The organism is Marinobacter sp. B-21 (assembly GCF_056857895.1).
Window position 1 is genome coordinate 1 of the sequence record NZ_JBSXNZ010000086.1, and the last position, 18,368, is coordinate 18,368.

The window sequence follows — 18,368 nt, forward strand, 5'->3', positions numbered from 1 at the left end:
AACACTTAAGGCCGGTGACTGGATGACATCAGAGCGACATTGGCGCGCATACTACTAATAATTCTCATATCTGGGCGTAATGGGCTAACCGAGAAAATTTCGTGGCTGCTGCTTGGGGTGTTTATGAAATGTTCGGGCTAACATCGGCTGCAAACAAGATTACTCGAAAACTGCAAGATCTCCCCGAATTCGATTATGGCAGCCTGAAGGTGGTGGATCGGATTTATGACATGCCGTCGTATGTGCCGGTAAATCTCTCTACCGACACTCTAATGCTGGAGTTTGCCGCCCCCGCTGCCGTCATGGGGGAGTGGGCGAAAAACGAACAAACCCGTCCACAGTGGAAGAAGTGGATCAGGCATGTCTCGAAACGTTACGGCATCGAGCTCCACGAGCGTGAAATCAATCTGAATGACGCAACAGAATTACTTCTGGAAGTTAATCGCAGATCGCTGGACGCGGCGTTGGGTCACAACCTTTCTGAATTCTCAATGACACCACTGGCAGCCGGCATGGCCGATGCTAGGATCAGGGGTTATCTGCGCGAAGGGTTGATGAACGTGTTCCACCTTGATCCGAATCTAAGAGACAACCCATTCGGGTGGCTTCACACACGCCTTGGTCCGTTTGTTGAGAGTATCAAGGAGAACCGGGGAAAGTTTATTGGGGCGGTGACCTTCTTTCAGGCGATCAATATGGCCAACCTGTTCTCGGGTTTGAAAGAGACCCGGGAAGACGTGATGCTGGGGGATCGCTCGGTACTCGACCGTTGGCTGCCTTTTATGGATAGTCTGGCCAATGTGGCCGAGGGTGTCATTAACGGCAGCGCTTTATTGGCAAAGTCAGAACACGTGCATGCTCTGAAATCGAGGATGTCATTGGCAACAGGGTCAAAGGCTTCAGTGGCCCTTAGCGCATCTAAAGAACTTAGGGTGGTGGGGCTTGTAACGAAGATAATTGCAAAAGGAATGGTTAAGACTGTTGCAATAGCTGGGCCGATATTAACGATGTGGTTGGAGTTGAGGACGATTAACAGATCCCTGGAAACTGGACACCACGCCTCCACAGCCCTAGGAAACGTTCAATTCGGGCTCAGTGTCAGTCTTCTTGTTTTACCCGGCTTGGCTGCGATTGGGGTTTTCTCATTAGGTGTGGGGGTGGCCGTAGGGGTTGCGTTGATCATAATTTCCATCGCGATTGGCATGGTACAGGCCTATATTGCCCGATCCCAGATTGAAGATTTTCTATCTCTGTGTTTCTGGGGTAACGCGCCCACGCTGCGATACTGGAATGAACAGTCCAGGCCATTGAGCGGAGAGCTGCTGGAGGAAAGCCGAACCGTAATTTCGCCGGATGAGGGCGTTGAAGTCAGGCGCTATTTCGAAGCGGAACTGGATGCGTTCTACTACATGCTGTTCTCCCCCATAGTGCAGATAACCGAGTACATGCCCAAGCATTGGGACGTTACCCAACAGGGCGAACAACGAGTTCTGTCGGAATTCACGAGTCTCGTAGTGTATTTCCCGGGTTTTATCGAGGGGACTTGCGCGGTTTCCATCAAGCTGTTCGAGGCGAATAGAAACTGGTTCTCTGACGACGATTCGAACGAGATTACCCGTCTGTTTGATAATAGGAAGAAGGTAGAGGCTACTTCCCATGGGGCGATTTACCGGTTTACCCACTACAACCACGACAATTGGGAGCAGCTTGAAATGCTGATTGAGTACGTAAAGGATGGCCGGAAAATCACGGGCGAAAACGGACTCCGCCTCATTTTAAATGGAAATGACGTAGAGGAGTTGAGTGTCGATGAAAGACTCACCTTTGATTTGTGATTTTCCAGAAACGGATCTGGAAGACCTGCTTGAAACCAGGGTATTCCATACGCGGGGAGCACGGCTTGCGAGTCCACCGGCGAAGCCAGTGGTTGGTGTATCTGATTCGTCGGAAGAGATGGAATTGGCCGTTGCTTACATCTGCGAACGATTTATAGATTTACGGACGGCATTTTCCCTTTTCCGAAGAGGTATGCTGGTTGTCGTAAATCTATTTATGGTGGCCATCCTGTTACTAATGTGGTTAATGGATAACTTCTATTCGGAAGCGCTAATGGCAACAGCGGCTTTCCTTGTGCCCGTATGGGCTGCGTGCTATTTATTCGAGATCTTCTTTCCGCTAACGCTGCCAGTCAGAATAGATCGCGAGGGCAAGTGTGTCTACGTTGTCCGTCGGGGTACCTGTTACCAGATCCCCTGGCAAGAGCTAGAGGTGGCCTTTTCATACAATTGGCAATATTTTGGTTCAGGCGTGATGTGGGATAAGCAATATTACGCCCATATCTATCTTCGGGATAAGAATTATTTATGTGGTAGACGCCCTAAAAAGCAACTGGAGCGTAAGAAGTTTTTTTCTTGTTATAAAGAGGAAGATCTTTATCGGAGGTGGAACTTTGTATTGAGATTCTTTAATCGAGGCAGACTTCCTGAAGATTCTGATAATCTTGCTTTGGCTAACTACGATTCATATTTGGATGAGATGCAAGGGAAGTCTTTAAGAGCCAAAGTTTTTGGTCATCTGGTTTTTATTTTTCTTATGCCAACCGTTATTTGGTGGAAATTCTCTCCTTTCAAATACAAGTGGCCGAAGGAAATAGAAGCCATTTTCGGGAAAGCCAACTACTACTAGCGTACCGGGGCAGGGCACTACAAAGCCATCCTCGTCAAAAAAGACAGCTATTTTCTGGAGCTTTGTCGGTACATTGTTCTAAATCCGGTTCGCGCTGCCATGGTTCGACCCGCTGTTGATTGGCTATGGAGCAGTTATCGAGCGACGGTGGGTTATCAACAGGACTTAAAGGCACCTTGAAACGCTATGCTGACATCGCCTCCTTCCGGAACGAGGCAATCATTCTATCCTGTGCAAGCGGGGCATACCGCATGAAAGAGATTGGTGATTTCTTTGGGCGGCATTATTCCCGTGTCAGTAGAATTCCTCGAGAGGCAAAAGGCAAGACTTGACCCCGGTTGTTGATGCGTCCATGTTTACCGCCACCCGTGCAGACGAGACATAGACGGCGTAGATAATTCGTACCTTTAGTGGACCTTCAAAGTGGATAACACTTCGTCGGAAACGCTATCAGTAGTGCTGATAATAATCCATGATGAAGGGTGTTGCGACGTTGCTATAAATGCAGTGGTGTAGCGGTTTACGGCCACAGAGAAGCCAAAGATTCCCTTGCCTAAGTCCAGTTCCGTCACGTTACCGGAGGATTTCTGCGCTTCCCGAAAACCCTGTCTGACTTCTTCTACTGCCGTTGAGAAGTCTGGGTTGGTTTCCATCGTCAGTATAGAGCCCACCAATTCCGTGTCGAGCCAGAGCTGAGTCTCAAACGGTTGGACATTGACACTATCAAATCGTCCACTACTGAGTTCAAATTTGATGTTATTGGAAGTGTGAAATTCGATGGATTCTTGATTAAGAGAGGCACAACCTGAGATCAGGCTGACCCAAAAAATCCCGCAAGCGATGAACGCTTTCATTAAACGGATCCCTGTTCAATTTAAAGAGTCGATGATACCAGGTTTGAATTGCGCAGCGCGGAAGCGCTTACACATTAGGTTAATGCGCACGTTTCCCAGTAGAAAGGGCTCTCCAGACTTTCTGATGATTCGCAGAGCCCACTTTCTTAATTTATTGCCGGGCATAAGCAAATCCTGCGGGCTGGGAACTGCGTCAATCCAAGTGCTGCAGTCTTCCGTTTCTGCCAATAATTCCACCACTTTAATAATAGTTCCATCCGTGATTGTGGATGAGGTAAACAGACGGGCATTGCCTTGCCCATAAAACGACCTGATGATTGCTTGAATGATATCAACATCATTCTGAATAATTGGGTCGCTCATGCTCTTCGTTCCTTGGAGTTCCAAAGCGGATACTCCGAACACCTCTCGGCCTCCGGAGCATCCATTCCGCTAGTGGCGGTCTGACTTACGCCTCGATCGGCGAGCGCCAGTCGTCGGCACCGGAAGTGCCGGCAACGGCGTGCTCCCAGGTGACCTTGCGGTAGGACAGGGAAACGGTGACCAGTTGGGTGAAGTCGGCGTTGCCGGCATCCTGGCAGTGCGGCATGTTGCAGTTGATGTCGATGATGGTGGCATCTTCGAGAATGGTGGAGAAGAAGTGCTCCTGCTTGCCCTCAACGGAGGTGCGGTACCACTTCAGTTCGACCTTCGGCAGCATTTCGCCGGAAGCCAGGGCGTTGTACATCAGCGGGGTGGCCTTGTTCAGTGCCGAGGTGAACTTGAATGGCTTGTGCACACGCTGGCCGGAGGGCTGACCGGACTGGGGGTCGGTCGGTACGGTGACAACGTGGCTGAATTCCTGGACCAGCACTTCGTCTTCGTGGCCTTCGACGTAGATGTTGCCTACGGAATCGGACGTGAATGCGCCGGCAGTGATGTTGCCCTGAGTCTGGCCTTCGATGCTGATATAACAAGGAGTTGGCATAGTCTGCTCCATGACGGGTGAGTGAGTAACGTCCCCGGGGTGTTCCCTGGACGGTTACTGATATTACAAAGCCTGTGCCAATTCAGTTAAAGCCAGTTAAAACGAGTTAAAACAGATGGTTGCCGGATTTCCGGGATTGCTTTCCACACTGGCGGGCAATCCCGCGCCCGCTTGCCAGGCAACGGATTGCTGGCGAGGCAAGAAATTGCTCGAGTGGCCCCTGCGTTAGTCAAAGGCCAGGGAGGTCAGCAAGGCCAACAATAGCAAGGCGGATACACCTTGCCAGAAGGCGATGGGATGCCGCTCGATCAGCGGCGGACGCTGCCGCCTGTGCCAGTCCATTGCAGGGTGGCGGAGGTCGTACAGGTACTCCGAGAGTGCCGGGTAGCGTTTGTGGGCCTGTGGATGAACCGCCTTTCCGATGGCCTCATCGAACCAGCCGGGTACATCCTCCCGGAACAGCCGGACCGATTGGTAATTGAGTCGGCGCAGCTGGTTGCGGCTATGCAGTTTCGGAACTTCGGCTCCGTAAGGCAAGCGGCCGGTAAGCAGCTGGTAGGTGATCACCCCGAGGGAGAACAGGTCGGATTCGGGGCCACCGGGTTCTCCGAGGAAGGTCTCGGGAGCACTGAACAGGGCGGCACCCCGTGGCCCGGTCTGCTCTTCCGGGGTTTCGGACTCCTCCAGGCCGGCGACCCGGGTGGCGCCGAAATCAATCAGGGTAATGGTGCCGTGGGCGTCCACCAGAACATTGTCCGGTTTCAGGTCCTGGTGCACCATTTCCAGCCGGTGGAAGGCTCGCAGGCCCCGGGCGATCTGCTCTACCAGATTGCGCACGGTTTCCAGGTCCGGAGCCGGGTTGTCCAGCATCCATTGCCGGAGTGTGCAGCCGTCCACGAATTCCGTGGCCAGGTACAGAAACCCGGGTTGCCGGTCCGGCGCAAACGGGCGCACAACATGGGCATTGTTGAGTCGCCGGGCAATCCACTGCTCGGTGAAAAACTGCTCCAGGTACACCGGGTCATGCCGCTGCTCCATGGATGGCAGCTTCAGTACCACGCGGGCTTCGGTGGCTTCATCCGCAGCGAGGTAAACATGGCTGCGGCTGCTGGCATGTATCTGCCTCAGAATCCGATAGCCATCAAGGCGTTGCCCGGGGCGAAGCTCGGGTGCGAAGGGCAGTCCCGCGAACTGCCGGAACAACTCGTCGTTCCCGCGCTCCGAGGGCACCGAGTCAACCCGGATAATCTGTGCGGTCAGGTTGTCATCGCTTCCCCGCTCAAGGGCGGCGGCCGACAGGCGGCGGGCGGCTTCGTCGAGATCGTCTCCGGATTCACGGATGATGGCCGCCATGCCGCGCTCATCAATGTGCTCATGGATGCCGTCCGTTGCCAGCAGGAAGGTGTCGCCCGGCTGGATCGGCAGGCTCTGGTAATCGATATCCAGCTGGTCCCCGATGCCCATGGCCCGGGTCAGGCAGCTGTCCTCCCGTGAAAGCCAGAGCCGATGGTCGGTGGTCAGGAGCTCAAGCTGAGCCGGGTGAACCCGGTAGATGCGGGAATCACCGATATGAAACAGGTGTGCCGTGGCGGATTTGAACACCATCACGCTCAGGGTGCAGACATAGCCACGGTCCCGGGCATAGCGGTACTGGCTTTGCCTGGTCTGGGCATACAGCCAGGCATTCGTTGCCCGCAAAACACGTTGGGCAGACTGCTTGACGGACCAGCTGTCTGGCGTTGAAAAATAATCACTGAGAAAACCGGCGACCGCGGATTCGCTGGCGATCTGGCTGACATTGCTGGAGCTGACGCCGTCGGCGATGGCAACGGCAATGCCTTTGGTCACCAACTGATGATTGTCCGGCACCAGCAGTCCGTGAAAATCCTGGTTGACCGGTTTTTTACCGGCTTCTGAGTGCTGGCCGGCAGAGATGGCAAGGAAAGCTGTCATCGTCAGGCAGGGTTTCCACTGTAAAAGAAAAGGCAACTCCGGCGGGTGCGGCTACCGGAGTTGCGGGAGTGCCGGGCTTAGGTGGACCGCGCCAGGGCGGCGGCGTTACGGGCGGCCGGAGCCTGACGTTTCGGTGCTGTGCGGACGTGGGTGGTGTAAAGGGTCAGACCGGTGAACGCGATCCCCCCGACCAGGTTGCCAAGAACGGTCGGGATTTCGTTCCACCACAGGTAGTCCATCACCGAGAACTCGCCTCCCATGATGAGCGCAGACGGGAACAGGAACATGTTGACGATGGAATGCTCAAAACCCATGAAGAAGAACAGCATGATCGGCATCCACATGGCCAGGATCTTGCCGCTGACGTTGGTGGAGATCATGGCGCCAACCACCCCCATGGAAACCATCCAGTTGCACAGCATGCCGCGGATGAAGATGGTGGCCCAACCGGCAGCGCCGTACTCAGCGTAACCCAGGGTACGGGCTTCACCAATACTGGCAATCTTGGTGCCAACCGCGCCAGGATCTGTGTTGAAACCATAGGTGAAGATAAACGCCATCATGAAGGCAACGGTCAGCGCACCACCGAGGTTGCCGAGAAAGACCCAGCCCCAGTTCCGCAGGATGCCTTGCACGGTCACGCCGGGCCGTTTGTCGAGCAGCGCCAGCGGTGTCAGCATGAACACGCCGGTGAGCAGATCAAACCCCATCAGGTACAGCATGCAGAACCCGATGGGGAACAGGATCGCCCCGATCAGAAAAACGCCGGTCTGGACCGCAACGGTGATGGCAAAAGCTGCCGCCAGAGCCAGGATGGCCCCGGCCATGAAGGCCCGGATCAGGGTGTCCCGGGTGGACATATAGATTTTCGATTCGCCCGCGTCGACCATTTTGGTGACGAACTCTGAAGGCGCGATGTAAGACATAGTGTGTTCCTCTGACCTTAACCTGATAACCAACCCGATGGACTGGCCACAAAAAACGGCGTTACCCGCCGCCTGCATTTCGCAGGTGCAAGTAGACGCCGTCGTCTGAATGAAGCTGTTGCCGTGAACAGAACCCACATTGGTTCCGTTAGCAGGAGAGATTGCAGAGACCGTGCCAGAGTGATTATGGTTTGCCAAACAGCACTGATTTCAATGAGGTAAAGGTCGGTGGCGGGTTTGTGGTGGTCGTCATGGTAACTGCGCTTACCCGAGCCTGCGCACCTGTTCGGTGCGTGGCCGGCCCCTTATGCTGCAGGCTGGCGCAATCAGCGGGGCAAGCTGTCAGCGCAAACTGAAGCGCACCGGCAGCGCGTAGCGGAAGCGATTCCCTGAGATCTCCCTGGGCACGGCGGGCAGAGGCGCGGCCTGTTCCAGCATGGCCAGGGCAGAGTCGTCCAGCAACGAGTGGCCGGAGCCGGTTTGCAGGCTGTGTGCTACCAGAGAACCATCTCGCCGGAATTCGAAGACGATCACCGGTGTGCCTTCCTGCCCTAGTCGCCTGGCCCGCCGGGGGTAGTCGTAAAAACGGGCCAGGTGGCGCCTGAGGCGGCTCAGATAGTGATCGACCTCGGAGCGCTCGCCTGCGTTTTGCAGTGGAATGGTGGCGCGGGACTCGGCTTCCTCCACCTCACTTTCCGCCGGTTGGGAAGTGGAAGATTCTGCCGCTGCCCCAGTCTGGGTACGCTCAGGCTCTATGGGGGTTGATTCCGGCTCCGGTACCTCCGCCACCATTTCTGGCTCTGGCTCTGGCTCTGGCTCTGGCTCTGGCTCTGGCTCTGGCTCTGGCTCTGGCTCTGGCTCTGGCTCTGGCTCTGGCTCTGGCTCTGGCTCTGGCTTCGCTTCGGGTTGCGGGCTGGGCTCGCGCGTAACTTCCGGTTCAGGCCCAGGTTCCGCGGCAAGCTTGATGCGGATGGCCGGTGCCGTGTTGATGGCGGCCTCGCCCAGGGAATTGAGCTCCACGGTTTTCCCGGGTGCGGTCAAGACCAGAGCGCCGGCTGTAATTGCCGCTGCAAGCATCAGCAAAACGAAGCGTGAGGGTTGGGGTTGCAGAGTCATTCACCCGGCTCCGTCAGCAACAGAATATCCGTGTGGCCACCCTTCTCAAGCACCCGGAACAGGGTTTCCAGATCCGCCATGGTGATCGTTTGTGCTGCAGCGATTCTCAGGGGGTGCAGCTCATTCGGGGCAGGCAGAGTTGATAGAAGGGACTCTTCATCAAGTGTCTCTCCGGCAATCCGCCAATTGCCCCCGGCATCCACTGTCAGATCGGCATCGGGTGGCCGCTGCTCCCGGGTCTGCGTTGTGGCGGGGAGCTCGGGCAGCGGGTCGTCGGCAAGCTGGCCTGCCACAATGAAAAACATCAGCAGCAGGAACACCAGGTTGATCAGCGGCAGAAGGGCATCTTCCACTCGCTCCATCAGGGATTTGCCAGAAGAAAACGGGGGTGGAACCAGGTCGGTCATGGTGCTTTGTCGTTTTCCCGTTTCCAGTGAGTGTCGATGCCACTGTCGGTCAGTTGGCTGAGTGCCAGGGTGAAGGCGCCAAGGCTGGCGTCGTTCGTCGTGGCGAGGTTGACCTCGGTTATCCCGGCCTGTGCAAGTTCAGGGAGGAGATGCTCCAGTGGCATTGTCATGTCCTGCCACTGAATCTGACCGTTTGCGATAACGGTCAGCTCCGGAAGCGGTTCACCAGTCGCCGGACTCCGGGCGGACGGGTTGTTGGCCAGTTCCAGGTGATCCACCGGCTGCAGGCGGCTGGTGAGCATAAAAAACACCAGTAGAATGAACACCACATCAATCAACGGCGTGATGCGGATTGGTATCGGGCGATTCGGCCGGGGTTCAACCAGTTGCATGGGCGAATCGTCGATCGCTGGCGCTGTCGTATGAGAGATCGGCCCCGGGCTGGGTTGACGCACACTCCCGGGTTGCCACGGCCTGCCGGGCATCAGCCTGCGCTTTGGCATCGGGGTCAACGGTTACGTTCAGGATCGAAACCAGGGTGCTGTTGATGGTTTTGTGAATGCGGCGTAAACGGAATTCCACCCAGGCTGCCAGTGCTGCAAAGGGTATGGCAACAACCAGGCCGGCTGCAGTGGTGGTCAGGGCCTCATAAATACCGCCACTCAACTGGGTGGCGTTGGCGCGTCCTTCGGTGGCTGCCATGGCGCTGAAGGCTTCCATCATGCCCAGCACGGTTCCCAGAAGTCCCAGCAAGGGTGCCAGGGCCGCAATCACTTCAATGATTTTAAGGGGCGCTTCGAACGGCTCCAGTGACTGCTGCGCGTCCCGTGCCGCGGTTTCACGAATCTGCCGCTCATCCTGCTGGCTGTTCAGTGCTTCAAAGGTGTTGGTAACCAGGTGCAGCAACGGATTCAGCCTGCCCCAGCGACCAGCCTGTTCACGAATGGCGGCGGGCGACACAGAGCCGGGGTTTTGTTGCCAGCTGATTACGGTTTTTTTAAGACTACCCGGCAAGCGGGGTGCGTATAGTGTCCCCAGCAACATCAGGTAGATAAAGGTAACGACGCCAAGCACGGCGATCACCAGGAGCACGACCATCACCGGCCCGCCCATCTCGGTCAGTTGAGCCAGCAGGCCGTTGCTAAAAGGCGCGGAAATGTCTGTCATGGCATGACCCTCAGGCGCAATGAAGTTGGATCTAAATAATAAAGATTATTATTTAATATGCAAGAGTGTAACCTGATACCGGTGATGCCTCTGTTAGAATTCGGTCAGAAATAAGAAGCAAAGGTATGCGATTGGAATCGGAGGTAAAGATCATCACTGTTGGTCGGGCTTACCCGAAAATGTGGCTGTTGTGTTGATCAAGCGTTGGTTGGGCAGTCTGGTTAACCGGGCGGTTGCCCTGGTGGTTGTGGTAATTGTTCTCTCGGCACTGTTGGTCACCGTTGCTGGCGCCCTTCTCAGCCGGGCAGAGCTGGAGCAACAGGCCCGTAGCCAGGTTGAGACCATTGCCGAACTGGTGGCGGGGGAACTGAATGACAAGCTGGTGCTGAGGCTTGAAACCCTGAGCCATGTCGCCCGGAGCCTTACCATGTCCATACACGCTCTGGATGCCCGCGCCCGCTTGCTGGTTCGGCGCCAGACGGCACTGCAGCATCTGTTTGATGGCATTTACCTGATCAATGAGTCAGGCCAGGTACTGGCGGAGTACCCGGAATCCTTCCAGCAAACCGGGCTGAATGTCAGTGACCGAGAGTATTTCCGGCGGGTCGCCTCCACCCTGACACCGGTGATCAGTGAGCCATATATATCAAACTATCAGGATAAACCCGCCGTTATGGTGGCGACGCCGGTCTTTGATCATCGCCAGCGTTTTGTCGGAATGATTGGCGGTGCCATCCTGCTGGATGGCGATAACTTTATGAAAGAGTTCATTAACCTCCGGATCGGTGAAACCGGCTACCTTGGCGTTGCTACCCGAAGCGGGGTGACGGTTGCTCACGGTCGTTCTGGCCGGCCAATGGCACCGGTGCGGGTCGCCAATCCGGTTTTGCGGGATGCGATGGAAGGTTTTGAGGGTACGCTGCAAACCCGCAATGGTGAGGGGGAGGCCACGATTATGTCGGTACGGCAACTGACCCAGGTACCCTGGTTCGTGTCTGCAGTCTGGCCATCCCGTGAAGCCTACGCGCCGATAACCCGCACCGCAGATGCCTTTATCTGGGTGCTGTTGTTGGTGATTGTATTGATAGCACCCATCGCCCTGTGGCGGTTCCGCCGGCTGATGGCGCCGCTGGAGATGCTGGGCAATCAGATTCGTGAGCGTCATCTCGGGATGCGGTCTGACCCGGTCGATGTATCTGGGGGTACCGAGATCCGACAAGTGGCGGAGATTTTCAATACCGTCATGGATGAGCGGGATGAAGTGCTGGTCTCGCTCGCTGAGCGCGAAGCGTTCTTTCGTTCACTTACTCAGAGTGCGCCTATCGGCATTGTGCAGACCGACGTTCTGGGTCGCATCGAATTTGCCAATCCTGCCTTTGAAGCCATTATCGGCCGTCCCTCGGAGGACCTTACTCAAACCTGGCTTGCAGGTCGCGTGCACGAGGCAGACCGTGACGCTGCCATTGCCGGCTGGAAACATGCGATCCGTAACCAGAGTGTGTTCCGGGGGCGGTTTCGTCTCGCGCCCCGCGAGCCTGACCGGCTGATCTGGGGAGACGTGATGACCGCACCTATTCAAACGCCGGAGAAAGCACTGGGTACGGTTACCGTTGTCAGGGACATTTCTCATGAACTGGAGGTGGAAGAGGCTCTTCGGGATGAGCAACAGCGGGCCGAGACACTCCTCGGTGTGCTTCAGGAAGGGGTTCTGATGGTCGATACCGAGGGTGCCATTCGTTACGCCAACGACGCAGCCTGCCGTTTTCTGGGTGCGGAAGGCGAATGCCTGCTTCGCAATTTTTTCCAGTTGGTAACAATCAAGGACCACGACCGCGAATTGACACGGCAGGAGTTTCTCACTGGCGAGGATCTGGGCAGCCTGTATGTAACGCTGTTGAACACGGCCAGTGAAACCTTCGATATCGACCTGACCCTGCTCCACATCCGCCGGGGCCTCGAGGATGAACGTCTGGTCTTCGTGTTGCGTGACGACAGTGATCGCCGCCGGCAAGAGGAGCGGCTCTCCTGGGAGGCGACCCACGACAGTCTCACCCAGCTGCTTAATCGCCGGGCATTCAATGCCGCCCTGGTCAGGTGCATGGGCGAGGCCGGCCGCCAGGAGGTGCGCTCAGTGCTGATGCTGATAGACCTGGATCACTTCAAACCGGTAAACGATGAGGGTGGGCACCTGCTCGGGGATGAGCTGTTACGCCGGCTCGCGGACCTGTTCAAGGAATCCGTCCGCCAGTCTGATACGGTAGCGAGGCTGGGTGGAGATGAATTCGGCATTATTCTGCCGGCCTGTGGGCTTGCCAGAGCCGAGGCGCTTGCCGAGAAGATACGGGCGAATGTTGAAGACCTTCGCATAGAACACGACGGTCGGTCGTTTGGTGTCACTACTTGTATCGGTCTGACCGAGCTGGCGCCGGATGACAGCAGCCCCAGGGAGTCCATGGGCCGGGCCGATGAGGGTTGCTATCTTGCCAAGTCCCGCGGCCGTAACGCGGTTGTTGTGGTGCCGTCACCACCAGCCGGCTGAGGCGCTGGCCTGCCAGAGCAGGCGAACCGCCAGGGCGGTTAACACGAGGTTGAAGATCAGGCTGAACCAGCGGTTGCTCAGGGATTTCAGCACACGCAATCCGAGCCAGGTGCCGGCAAACCCGCAGGCGATCATGGCGAGAATGAACGGCAGCCATTCCAGGAACACAAACCCTGCAATTCCAAACACCAGTGCCTTGGGTGCATGCTGTAACGTCATGGCAGTGGCAAAGGTGGCAACGGTTTTGAATCGGTCGGCGTGAATCTGCTTGATGAAGGCGGCAACCAGTGGCCCGGTGGCGCCCACGAATAAGCTCACGAAGCTGGTCAGCGCCGAGGCCAGGAAAACCCCTGGTGCTCCGAAAGCGCCCTTGGGCAAAGCCGGGCCCCAGCAAAGGTAAAGCACAAACAGGGCGATTGTGAGCTGCCAGATATGGGCCGGAAGATTTACCAGCAACCAGGCGCCCAGAGCCGCGCCAACGAGAACTCCGGGGGCGAAGGCGGCGATGACCCGCCAGTCCACATGGCGCCAGGTCAGTGTGGCCCGGCCAAAATTGGAACCCAGCTGAATCATGCCGTGCACGGGAATAATCGCCGCTGGCGGCATCCAGGTAGCCATCAGTACCAGCAACAGTACGCCTCCCCCGGCGCCCAGGCTGGCGGTAATCATGGAAGTGATGGTGGAGCTGGCAAGCAGGAAAAGCGCCACGGGAAGGCTCAGGCTTTCGGGAATCAGGTAGTCGGGAATAAACGCTACTTCCATTCACAGAATTCCGTTGGTTTCAGGCGCGGCGTGCGGCACAGCGCTTCGGTAGCCAGCTGCACATCGGCAACATAGTAAAGTGAAGCCAGCCCCAGTCTATCGCGGCCCAGGTTGTGGAAGATCAGGCCGAAGGCAATGTCGCCTGCGGTAAAACGTTCATGGTTGTCGGCAAAGTACTCTGACGGCTGTGACAGAACAGGGTCTTCGAGCAGAGCCTGAACCCGCCCAACGCCGCCGTGATAAGCCTGAATCAGCAAGAGGCTGAACAAGCGGTTCCGTTTGCTGTCGGGCAGATCGCCGAAACGTTGCTGGAATACCGGCTCAAGGTTGCGAGCGTTCTGGTTCATCAGGCGCAGGGCGCAGTCAATCTGGGCCAGCCGGTGCCAGGTGTTTCTCGGCGCGATTTCGCAGTCACCCAGGGCGGCGGGCGACAATTGCAGTATGCCTCGGGCATCAGCCCGGGAATGGGCCCGGGCCTGTGCCCCGCTTTCGATCAGAATCTGGCCGGCCAGATACCGGGGCAGGGTTTTGGGCAGAGAGAGGCGGTTCTGGCTGTTCCGGTATTGTGAAACATAAAGCAGGGCATCATGAAGCGCGCCCGGCGCCCCACTGGTGGCGAAGGAAAGATCATCCCAGGCGCCCCAGATACGGTCGCCGGGCAGCGTTCCGAGGTAGCGGGCAACCGCCTCATTGATGTTCACGTGTGGCTGGTTACACGACAGGGCAAAGGGATAGCCGGTTTGTCCGGCATCGCCCGGCACCCAGGTTTCCACACGGCCCTTGTCGTACAGGGATTGCCGGGCTTCGTTGAGACGGCGCTGGGTCGCTTCGCGGTCATCCCCGTCACTGATCCAGGCCAGAAACTGGCCACGCATGTCGAATATGATGTGGCGGTCGGGGCTTGAACAGTAGCCGGATTCCTTCAGCACCCAGCGCCGGATGGTCAGAATGTTTTCGAATACCCCCTGGCTGACCCAATAGGGCGATGTCCGGACAATTCGGGTCCAGTCACTGTCGCCGGCCGAGATCTCCTCACCCTCCTGAGCCAGGGCGGCTGTTGTTGCGGTCAGGATGAAAAACCAGGCCAGTTGGCGTAAGCTCTTGAGAAATCTGATCATAAGTGTTTTGTCCGTGACCTTCCCCAAAATACAATAACAAATGGAACCTGCCATGAAGCAATCCGAATACCTTCGTTACGACGCAACTGCACTGGCTGATCTGGTCCGCCGGGGCGAGGTAAGCTCCAGGGAAGTATGCGAGGCGGCTGTGGAACGGGCAACCCAGGTGAACGGTACGCTCAACGCCATTTGTTACCCTCAGTTCTCCGAGGCGCTTGGCCAGAACTTTCCCGGGCAGGCCGTTTTTGCCGGCGTGCCCCTGTTGCTCAAGGACCTGGCCCAGGAGCAGGCGGGGCACCCGTGTACCTATGGCAGCCGGGGATTGAAAAGGAATGTCGCGCCCCAGGACTCGGAATTTGTCCGCAGGGCCCGCAATGGCGGGCTGGTCTTTCTGGGACGAACCGCAACCCCCGAGTTTGGTTTAAAAGCGGTGACAGAGTCCGAGCTGTGGGGCCCGACCCGCAATCCCTGGAACACGGAACTGACGCCTGGCGGTTCAAGTGGCGGCTCAGGTGCCGCCGTCGCGGCCGGTATCGTGCCCATGGCCGGCGCCAACGATGGCGGCGGTTCCATCCGGATACCGGCTGCCTACAACGGCCTGTTCGGCCTGAAGCCGTCCCGTGGCCGCATTTCCGTGGGCCCCTTCATGGGGGAAGCCTGGACCGGCGCGTCCACCGATCATGTGGTCAGCCGGACGGTGAGAGACAGCGCGGCCATGCTGGATGTACTCAGTGGCCCTGCTCCGGGTGATCCTTTTGCGATTCCGTCGCCGGCCTCGGCCTATGCTGATCTGATGCAGAAGTCGCCGGGCAGCCTGCGAATCGGCGTGTTCACCTCCTCTCCCTACAACACCGAGGTGGCCCCCGAGTGCGTTGCGGCGGTTGAAGAAACGGCGCGGGTCCTGGAGAACCTGGGCCACAAGGTCGAGTACGCTGCGCCGGAATTCGACGGCATGGCCCTGGCGCGCTGTTATCTGGCCCTGTACTTCGGCGAAGTGTCGGCGCTGATGGCGAAGGCGAAAGAGCAATTCGGCGCCAGTGACCGTGATTTTGAGCTGGATACCCGCCTGATCGGCATGCTGGGCCAAACCATGCCGCTGTCGGAGTATGTCCGCCGTCGCCAGCAGTGGAATGAATTTGCCCGGGCCCTGGGGGCCTTTTTTGGCAGCTATGATCTCTATCTCAGTCCCACCACCGGGCAACTGCCGGCGGTGATCGGGGAGCTGGAGACACCGCCCCATCTGAAACTGGCGGCCCGGCTGATGCTCAAGCTCAATGCAGGCAAACTGGTGCACCGATCCGGCCAGGTAGACCAGATGGCCCTGGAAAGTCTGGCCCGTACGCCATTCACTCAGTTGGCGAACCTCACCGGAACACCGGCCATGTCTGTCCCCATGCACTGGACTTCCGGAGGTTTGCCGGTTGGTGTCCAGTTCGGTGCGCGCCACGGGGCCGAAGCGGTTTTGCTTCAGCTGGCGGCCCAGCTGGAAGAGGCGAACCCCTGGTTCAGCAACTACGAAAAGCTTGAGGACGCGTTTTGAGACAGCAGGGGTTGTGATCCGGCTGGTGAAACTCCACGTTTATCTTTGCAGGCGGAACAGGCTATGCTGTCAGACAGGAAGGCCCTTCTTCCTGACAGATCCTGATGGCATCGAGGAGGCGAGCGTATTATGAACCAACCGATGGCAATCGACGAACTGGTATCAGTAGCACAGGCCGAGGCCATGGGGGAGCTTGACGCCCCGATGATGGCCATTGTCCTGTCCAGCGAACAAAGCTATGACTTGCCCATCAATTCCCTTGAAACCGATGCCGACAAGGCCCGCTGGGGGTTAATCCTCCGCGCCGCCCGCGAGCATGTTGAAGCGGATGCCGTGGCCGTGCTCTATCCGGCCTGGACTACCATCCGCCATAAGAAACCGGACCTGGAAGCCGAAGCGGCCTCCGAGGATGTGCCGGACGAGTCCGATGACTTTGACGACTCAGACGGGCCCATCGATACCCTGTTTGTGCAGCTGCACACCCGGGATCATGTCTACTGGCGGGGTTTTGAACAGATCCGGGATCCCAAACACCAGCGCATTATCGGCTTTCGCCGGATCAAGGCGCTGTCCACCGACTACAAGCGTGATGAAGCGCCTTCGGTTGCCTCGTGGCTGAGTACGCTGTTTGAGCCGCTGCCTGAAGACGGTGCGGAGACCGATGTGGACCGCGAACTGGCGGATCTTCTGGAGGAGCCCGAAGTGAGTGCTGCACTCTACCCAAGGCAGTTGCGGGCTCTGCATTGACAGGCACACCCTTTACCCGGGGCAAAAGCCCCGGATATCAGCGGCTGGAGAGCAATGTAAGGCAAAGCTGGGCGTTCCGGATAAAATGCCCGAACGCTGACAGCTGCTCCTTCGAGGGCACATAGGCGCAGGCTGCGTTGTCCGCGTAGAACAAGCCTACCAGCCGACCGTTTGCCGTGATCGGGCCGGTCAGGGCGGGCACCTTGCCAAGCCACCGGTCGTAAGGCACGCCTTCCGATGCCGGTTCGGGTTCATAAATGGTGCAGTGGGCAGGAGGCAGAAGCGAGCCCAAAGGCCCCGTTCCATCTTTCTGAATGACCAGGTTCTCGCGCCATTCCTCAGTTCCGCGCCCGCCCAGTTTCCGCGGCACCAGTTCGTTACCGGTCCGGTCGCTCATCAAAAGGGCCACCCGCTGCATGCCGATTGACCTGTGGATGCCTTCGATCACAAGCTGGCACACCTCGTTGATGTCCGGCTTTTCCGTGAGGCATTGGCTTAACTCACGCAGGATTTCCAACTGCAGTTCGGCGTCCATGTCCGGTGCCCGTGCGGCATCACCTGAGTCTCGCTCCGCGCCCGGCATCATGGCCGTGACCTGGGGAATGCCCAGGGAGACCGCGACGCGAGTTGCTTCCGAGGCGTTTACCTTGAGCTGATCCCGGACCACGGCCGGGCTTTCGCCGATATTCCTGCCAAGCCGCTCCAGAACCTTGTTCATCTCCGGGCCGCTCCAGCCCTGTTCCGACAGCCTGGCCATCTCTACGGAGTTGCGCACCAGGCTGGACGCCACGGAATTGGCCTGGCCCGGGGAAACGACGTCCCGGATGAACGGCCCCAACGACCAGGCCTCTACCAGACCGCGGGTAATTTCGGTAAACGTTGTATGCAGTACGGACTTTTGCGCCTCCGCCGGGGGCTCATCCAGTCGAAGTCGTTCCTCCAGTTCGGTGGCCTGCTGAGTTTCGCAGGACCAGAATGCCAGCTCGCCAATGTTCATCAGCAGCGCCCCGATGAACACTTCCTCCAGCGCGGTTTCGTTCCTTTTGGGCATCAGGCTCCGGGCCTGCACGGCCGCATGGATTGCCCGGGCCAGGCAGCGCAGCAAGTGGGGGCGGTCATTGCGTTGCAGTAGCGTGTCCACGATCAGTGAGGAAATCGCCATGGATTTCACGGCGTCGAAACCGATCAGGGTAATGGCCCGGCTGACGGTGCTCACCTGGGTGCGGGTCTGGTTGTAGAATACGGTATTGGACAGCCGCAACACCTGGGAGGTCAACTGGGCATCATTGAGGATAACGTTGGCCAGTTCGTTGACGGTGCTGTTCCGGCTGTCCGTCAGTTCGCTGATGCGCCGGAGCGTATTTGCCAGTACCGGTAGCTCGACTTTGCTGAGATAGGTGACCCATGCCTGGGTGGAGTTCATCCTTGGGGGCGTTGATTGTTTTTCGTTGGTCACGTTAGTGAGTCTCTGGGCAGCGCGCCTCTGGGAAATGGAAGGTTATTCTGTGGCCCACAGTCTAGTTCAGGCGGGTGTCCGGTGTCAGGTAACCGTTTGTGTAGGGATATCTACCCACCCGGCGAATTCTG

At 57.6% G+C, this 18,368-nt stretch carries 17 protein-coding genes; 5 read left to right on the forward strand and 12 right to left on the reverse strand.

Features of this window, described 5'->3' with window-relative positions:
* Positions 1 to 101: 101 nt before the first annotated feature.
* Together AC13C0_RS16435 and AC13C0_RS16440 are read left to right on the forward strand one after the other, a co-directional pair.
* Positions 102 to 1,835, forward strand: coding sequence for a hypothetical protein (locus AC13C0_RS16435; RefSeq protein ID WP_482954674.1), 1,734 nt, complete (start codon positions 102 to 104; stop codon positions 1,833 to 1,835).
* Positions 1,810 to 2,685 (forward strand): DUF6708 domain-containing protein, encoded by an 876-nt coding sequence (locus AC13C0_RS16440; RefSeq protein WP_117619105.1) that lies wholly within the window; start codon positions 1,810 to 1,812, stop codon positions 2,683 to 2,685. The genes AC13C0_RS16435 and AC13C0_RS16440 overlap by 26 nt, the downstream gene beginning before the upstream one ends.
* 407 nt (positions 2,686 to 3,092) lie before the next feature.
* Here the strand turns inward: AC13C0_RS16440 and AC13C0_RS16445 are convergent, their stop codons facing one another.
* The 9 genes from AC13C0_RS16445 to AC13C0_RS16485 form a co-directional block, all read right to left on the reverse strand.
* Positions 3,093 to 3,539, reverse strand: a complete 447-nt coding sequence (locus AC13C0_RS16445; protein ID WP_117619106.1) for a hypothetical protein — start codon at positions 3,537 to 3,539, stop codon at positions 3,093 to 3,095.
* Between the two features lie 15 nt (positions 3,540 to 3,554).
* A complete protein-coding gene (locus AC13C0_RS16450) occupies positions 3,555 to 3,902 on the reverse strand; it encodes a hypothetical protein (protein WP_117619107.1) in 348 nt (115 codons plus the stop codon).
* A gap of 85 nt (positions 3,903 to 3,987) precedes the next feature.
* Positions 3,988 to 4,506 carry an Hcp family type VI secretion system effector gene (locus AC13C0_RS16455; protein ID WP_008176957.1) on the reverse strand — a complete coding sequence of 173 codons (519 nt, stop codon included), beginning with the start codon at positions 4,504 to 4,506 and terminating at the stop codon, positions 3,988 to 3,990.
* A gap of 225 nt (positions 4,507 to 4,731) precedes the next feature.
* Positions 4,732 to 6,459 (reverse strand): bifunctional protein-serine/threonine kinase/phosphatase, encoded by a 1,728-nt coding sequence (locus AC13C0_RS16460; protein ID WP_482954675.1) that lies wholly within the window; start codon positions 6,457 to 6,459, stop codon positions 4,732 to 4,734.
* A 77-nt stretch (positions 6,460 to 6,536) separates the two neighbouring features.
* Positions 6,537 to 7,385, reverse strand: a complete 849-nt coding sequence (locus AC13C0_RS16465; RefSeq protein ID WP_117619109.1) for a formate/nitrite transporter family protein — start codon at positions 7,383 to 7,385, stop codon at positions 6,537 to 6,539.
* Positions 7,386 to 7,727: 342 nt separating this feature from the next.
* On the reverse strand, positions 7,728 to 8,501 hold the full coding sequence (locus tag AC13C0_RS16470) for an energy transducer TonB (RefSeq protein ID WP_482954676.1): 774 nt from the start codon (positions 8,499 to 8,501) through the stop codon (positions 7,728 to 7,730).
* Positions 8,498 to 8,908 carry an ExbD/TolR family protein gene (locus AC13C0_RS16475; protein WP_117619111.1) on the reverse strand — a complete coding sequence of 137 codons (411 nt, stop codon included), beginning with the start codon at positions 8,906 to 8,908 and terminating at the stop codon, positions 8,498 to 8,500. The genes AC13C0_RS16470 and AC13C0_RS16475 overlap by 4 nt, the downstream gene beginning before the upstream one ends.
* Positions 8,905 to 9,300: an ExbD/TolR family protein gene (locus AC13C0_RS16480; RefSeq protein ID WP_117619112.1), complete on the reverse strand. Its 396-nt coding sequence runs from the start codon at positions 9,298 to 9,300 to the stop codon at positions 8,905 to 8,907. The genes AC13C0_RS16475 and AC13C0_RS16480 overlap by 4 nt, the downstream gene beginning before the upstream one ends.
* Entirely contained in the window at positions 9,287 to 10,075 is a 789-nt protein-coding gene (locus AC13C0_RS16485) for a MotA/TolQ/ExbB proton channel family protein (RefSeq protein WP_117619113.1), read from the reverse strand. Before AC13C0_RS16485 ends, AC13C0_RS16480 begins: the two co-directional genes overlap by 14 nt.
* Positions 10,076 to 10,265: 190 nt before the next feature.
* Between AC13C0_RS16485 and AC13C0_RS16490 the strand changes: the two genes are divergently transcribed.
* Positions 10,266 to 12,614 (forward strand): sensor domain-containing diguanylate cyclase, encoded by a 2,349-nt coding sequence (locus tag AC13C0_RS16490; protein ID WP_117619114.1) that lies wholly within the window; start codon positions 10,266 to 10,268, stop codon positions 12,612 to 12,614.
* Here AC13C0_RS16490 and AC13C0_RS16495 read toward each other — a convergent pair.
* On the reverse strand, positions 12,597 to 13,376 hold the full coding sequence (locus tag AC13C0_RS16495; protein WP_117619115.1) for a sulfite exporter TauE/SafE family protein: 780 nt from the start codon (positions 13,374 to 13,376) through the stop codon (positions 12,597 to 12,599). The genes AC13C0_RS16490 and AC13C0_RS16495 overlap by 18 nt on opposite strands.
* Entirely contained in the window at positions 13,367 to 14,494 is a 1,128-nt protein-coding gene (locus tag AC13C0_RS16500) for a lysozyme family protein (protein WP_117619116.1), read from the reverse strand. Before AC13C0_RS16500 ends, AC13C0_RS16495 begins: the two co-directional genes overlap by 10 nt.
* Positions 14,495 to 14,546: 52 nt before the next feature.
* Between AC13C0_RS16500 and AC13C0_RS16505 the strand changes: the two genes are divergently transcribed.
* Both AC13C0_RS16505 and AC13C0_RS16510 read left to right on the forward strand, forming a co-directional pair.
* Entirely contained in the window at positions 14,547 to 16,034 is a 1,488-nt protein-coding gene (locus AC13C0_RS16505) for an amidase (RefSeq protein ID WP_227539306.1), read from the forward strand.
* A 129-nt stretch (positions 16,035 to 16,163) separates the two neighbouring features.
* On the forward strand, positions 16,164 to 16,781 hold the full coding sequence (locus AC13C0_RS16510; protein ID WP_117619118.1) for a hypothetical protein: 618 nt from the start codon (positions 16,164 to 16,166) through the stop codon (positions 16,779 to 16,781).
* Positions 16,782 to 16,818: 37 nt separating this feature from the next.
* Here the strand turns inward: AC13C0_RS16510 and AC13C0_RS16515 are convergent, their stop codons facing one another.
* Positions 16,819 to 18,237, reverse strand: coding sequence for an HDOD domain-containing protein (locus tag AC13C0_RS16515; protein WP_117619119.1), 1,419 nt, complete (start codon positions 18,235 to 18,237; stop codon positions 16,819 to 16,821).
* Between the last annotated feature and the right edge of the window lie 131 nt (positions 18,238 to 18,368).

What these genes read in the sequence shown, in the direction of transcription:
- AC13C0_RS16460 (WP_482954675.1), bottom strand. Translation starts at nt 6,459, where the DNA reads ATGACAGCTTTCCTTGCCATCTCTGCCGGCCAGCACTCAGAAGCCGGT.
- AC13C0_RS16450 (WP_117619107.1), bottom strand. Translation starts at nt 3,902, where the DNA reads ATGAGCGACCCAATTATTCAGAATGATGTTGATATCATTCAAGCAATC.
- AC13C0_RS16500 (WP_117619116.1), bottom strand. Translation starts at nt 14,494, where the DNA reads ATGATCAGATTTCTCAAGAGCTTACGCCAACTGGCCTGGTTTTTCATC.
- AC13C0_RS16495 (WP_117619115.1), bottom strand. Translation starts at nt 13,376, where the DNA reads ATGGAAGTAGCGTTTATTCCCGACTACCTGATTCCCGAAAGCCTGAGC.
- AC13C0_RS16455 (WP_008176957.1), bottom strand. Translation starts at nt 4,506, where the DNA reads ATGCCAACTCCTTGTTATATCAGCATCGAAGGCCAGACTCAGGGCAAC.
- AC13C0_RS16485 (WP_117619113.1), bottom strand. Translation starts at nt 10,075, where the DNA reads ATGACAGACATTTCCGCGCCTTTTAGCAACGGCCTGCTGGCTCAACTG.
- AC13C0_RS16505 (WP_227539306.1), top strand. Translation starts at nt 14,547, where the DNA reads ATGAAGCAATCCGAATACCTTCGTTACGACGCAACTGCACTGGCTGAT.
- AC13C0_RS16510 (WP_117619118.1), top strand. Translation starts at nt 16,164, where the DNA reads ATGAACCAACCGATGGCAATCGACGAACTGGTATCAGTAGCACAGGCC.
- AC13C0_RS16440 (WP_117619105.1), top strand. Translation starts at nt 1,810, where the DNA reads ATGAAAGACTCACCTTTGATTTGTGATTTTCCAGAAACGGATCTGGAA.
- AC13C0_RS16445 (WP_117619106.1), bottom strand. Translation starts at nt 3,539, where the DNA reads ATGAAAGCGTTCATCGCTTGCGGGATTTTTTGGGTCAGCCTGATCTCA.
- AC13C0_RS16480 (WP_117619112.1), bottom strand. Translation starts at nt 9,300, where the DNA reads ATGCAACTGGTTGAACCCCGGCCGAATCGCCCGATACCAATCCGCATC.
- AC13C0_RS16470 (WP_482954676.1), bottom strand. Translation starts at nt 8,501, where the DNA reads ATGACTCTGCAACCCCAACCCTCACGCTTCGTTTTGCTGATGCTTGCA.
- AC13C0_RS16465 (WP_117619109.1), bottom strand. Translation starts at nt 7,385, where the DNA reads ATGTCTTACATCGCGCCTTCAGAGTTCGTCACCAAAATGGTCGACGCG.
- AC13C0_RS16475 (WP_117619111.1), bottom strand. Translation starts at nt 8,908, where the DNA reads ATGACCGACCTGGTTCCACCCCCGTTTTCTTCTGGCAAATCCCTGATG.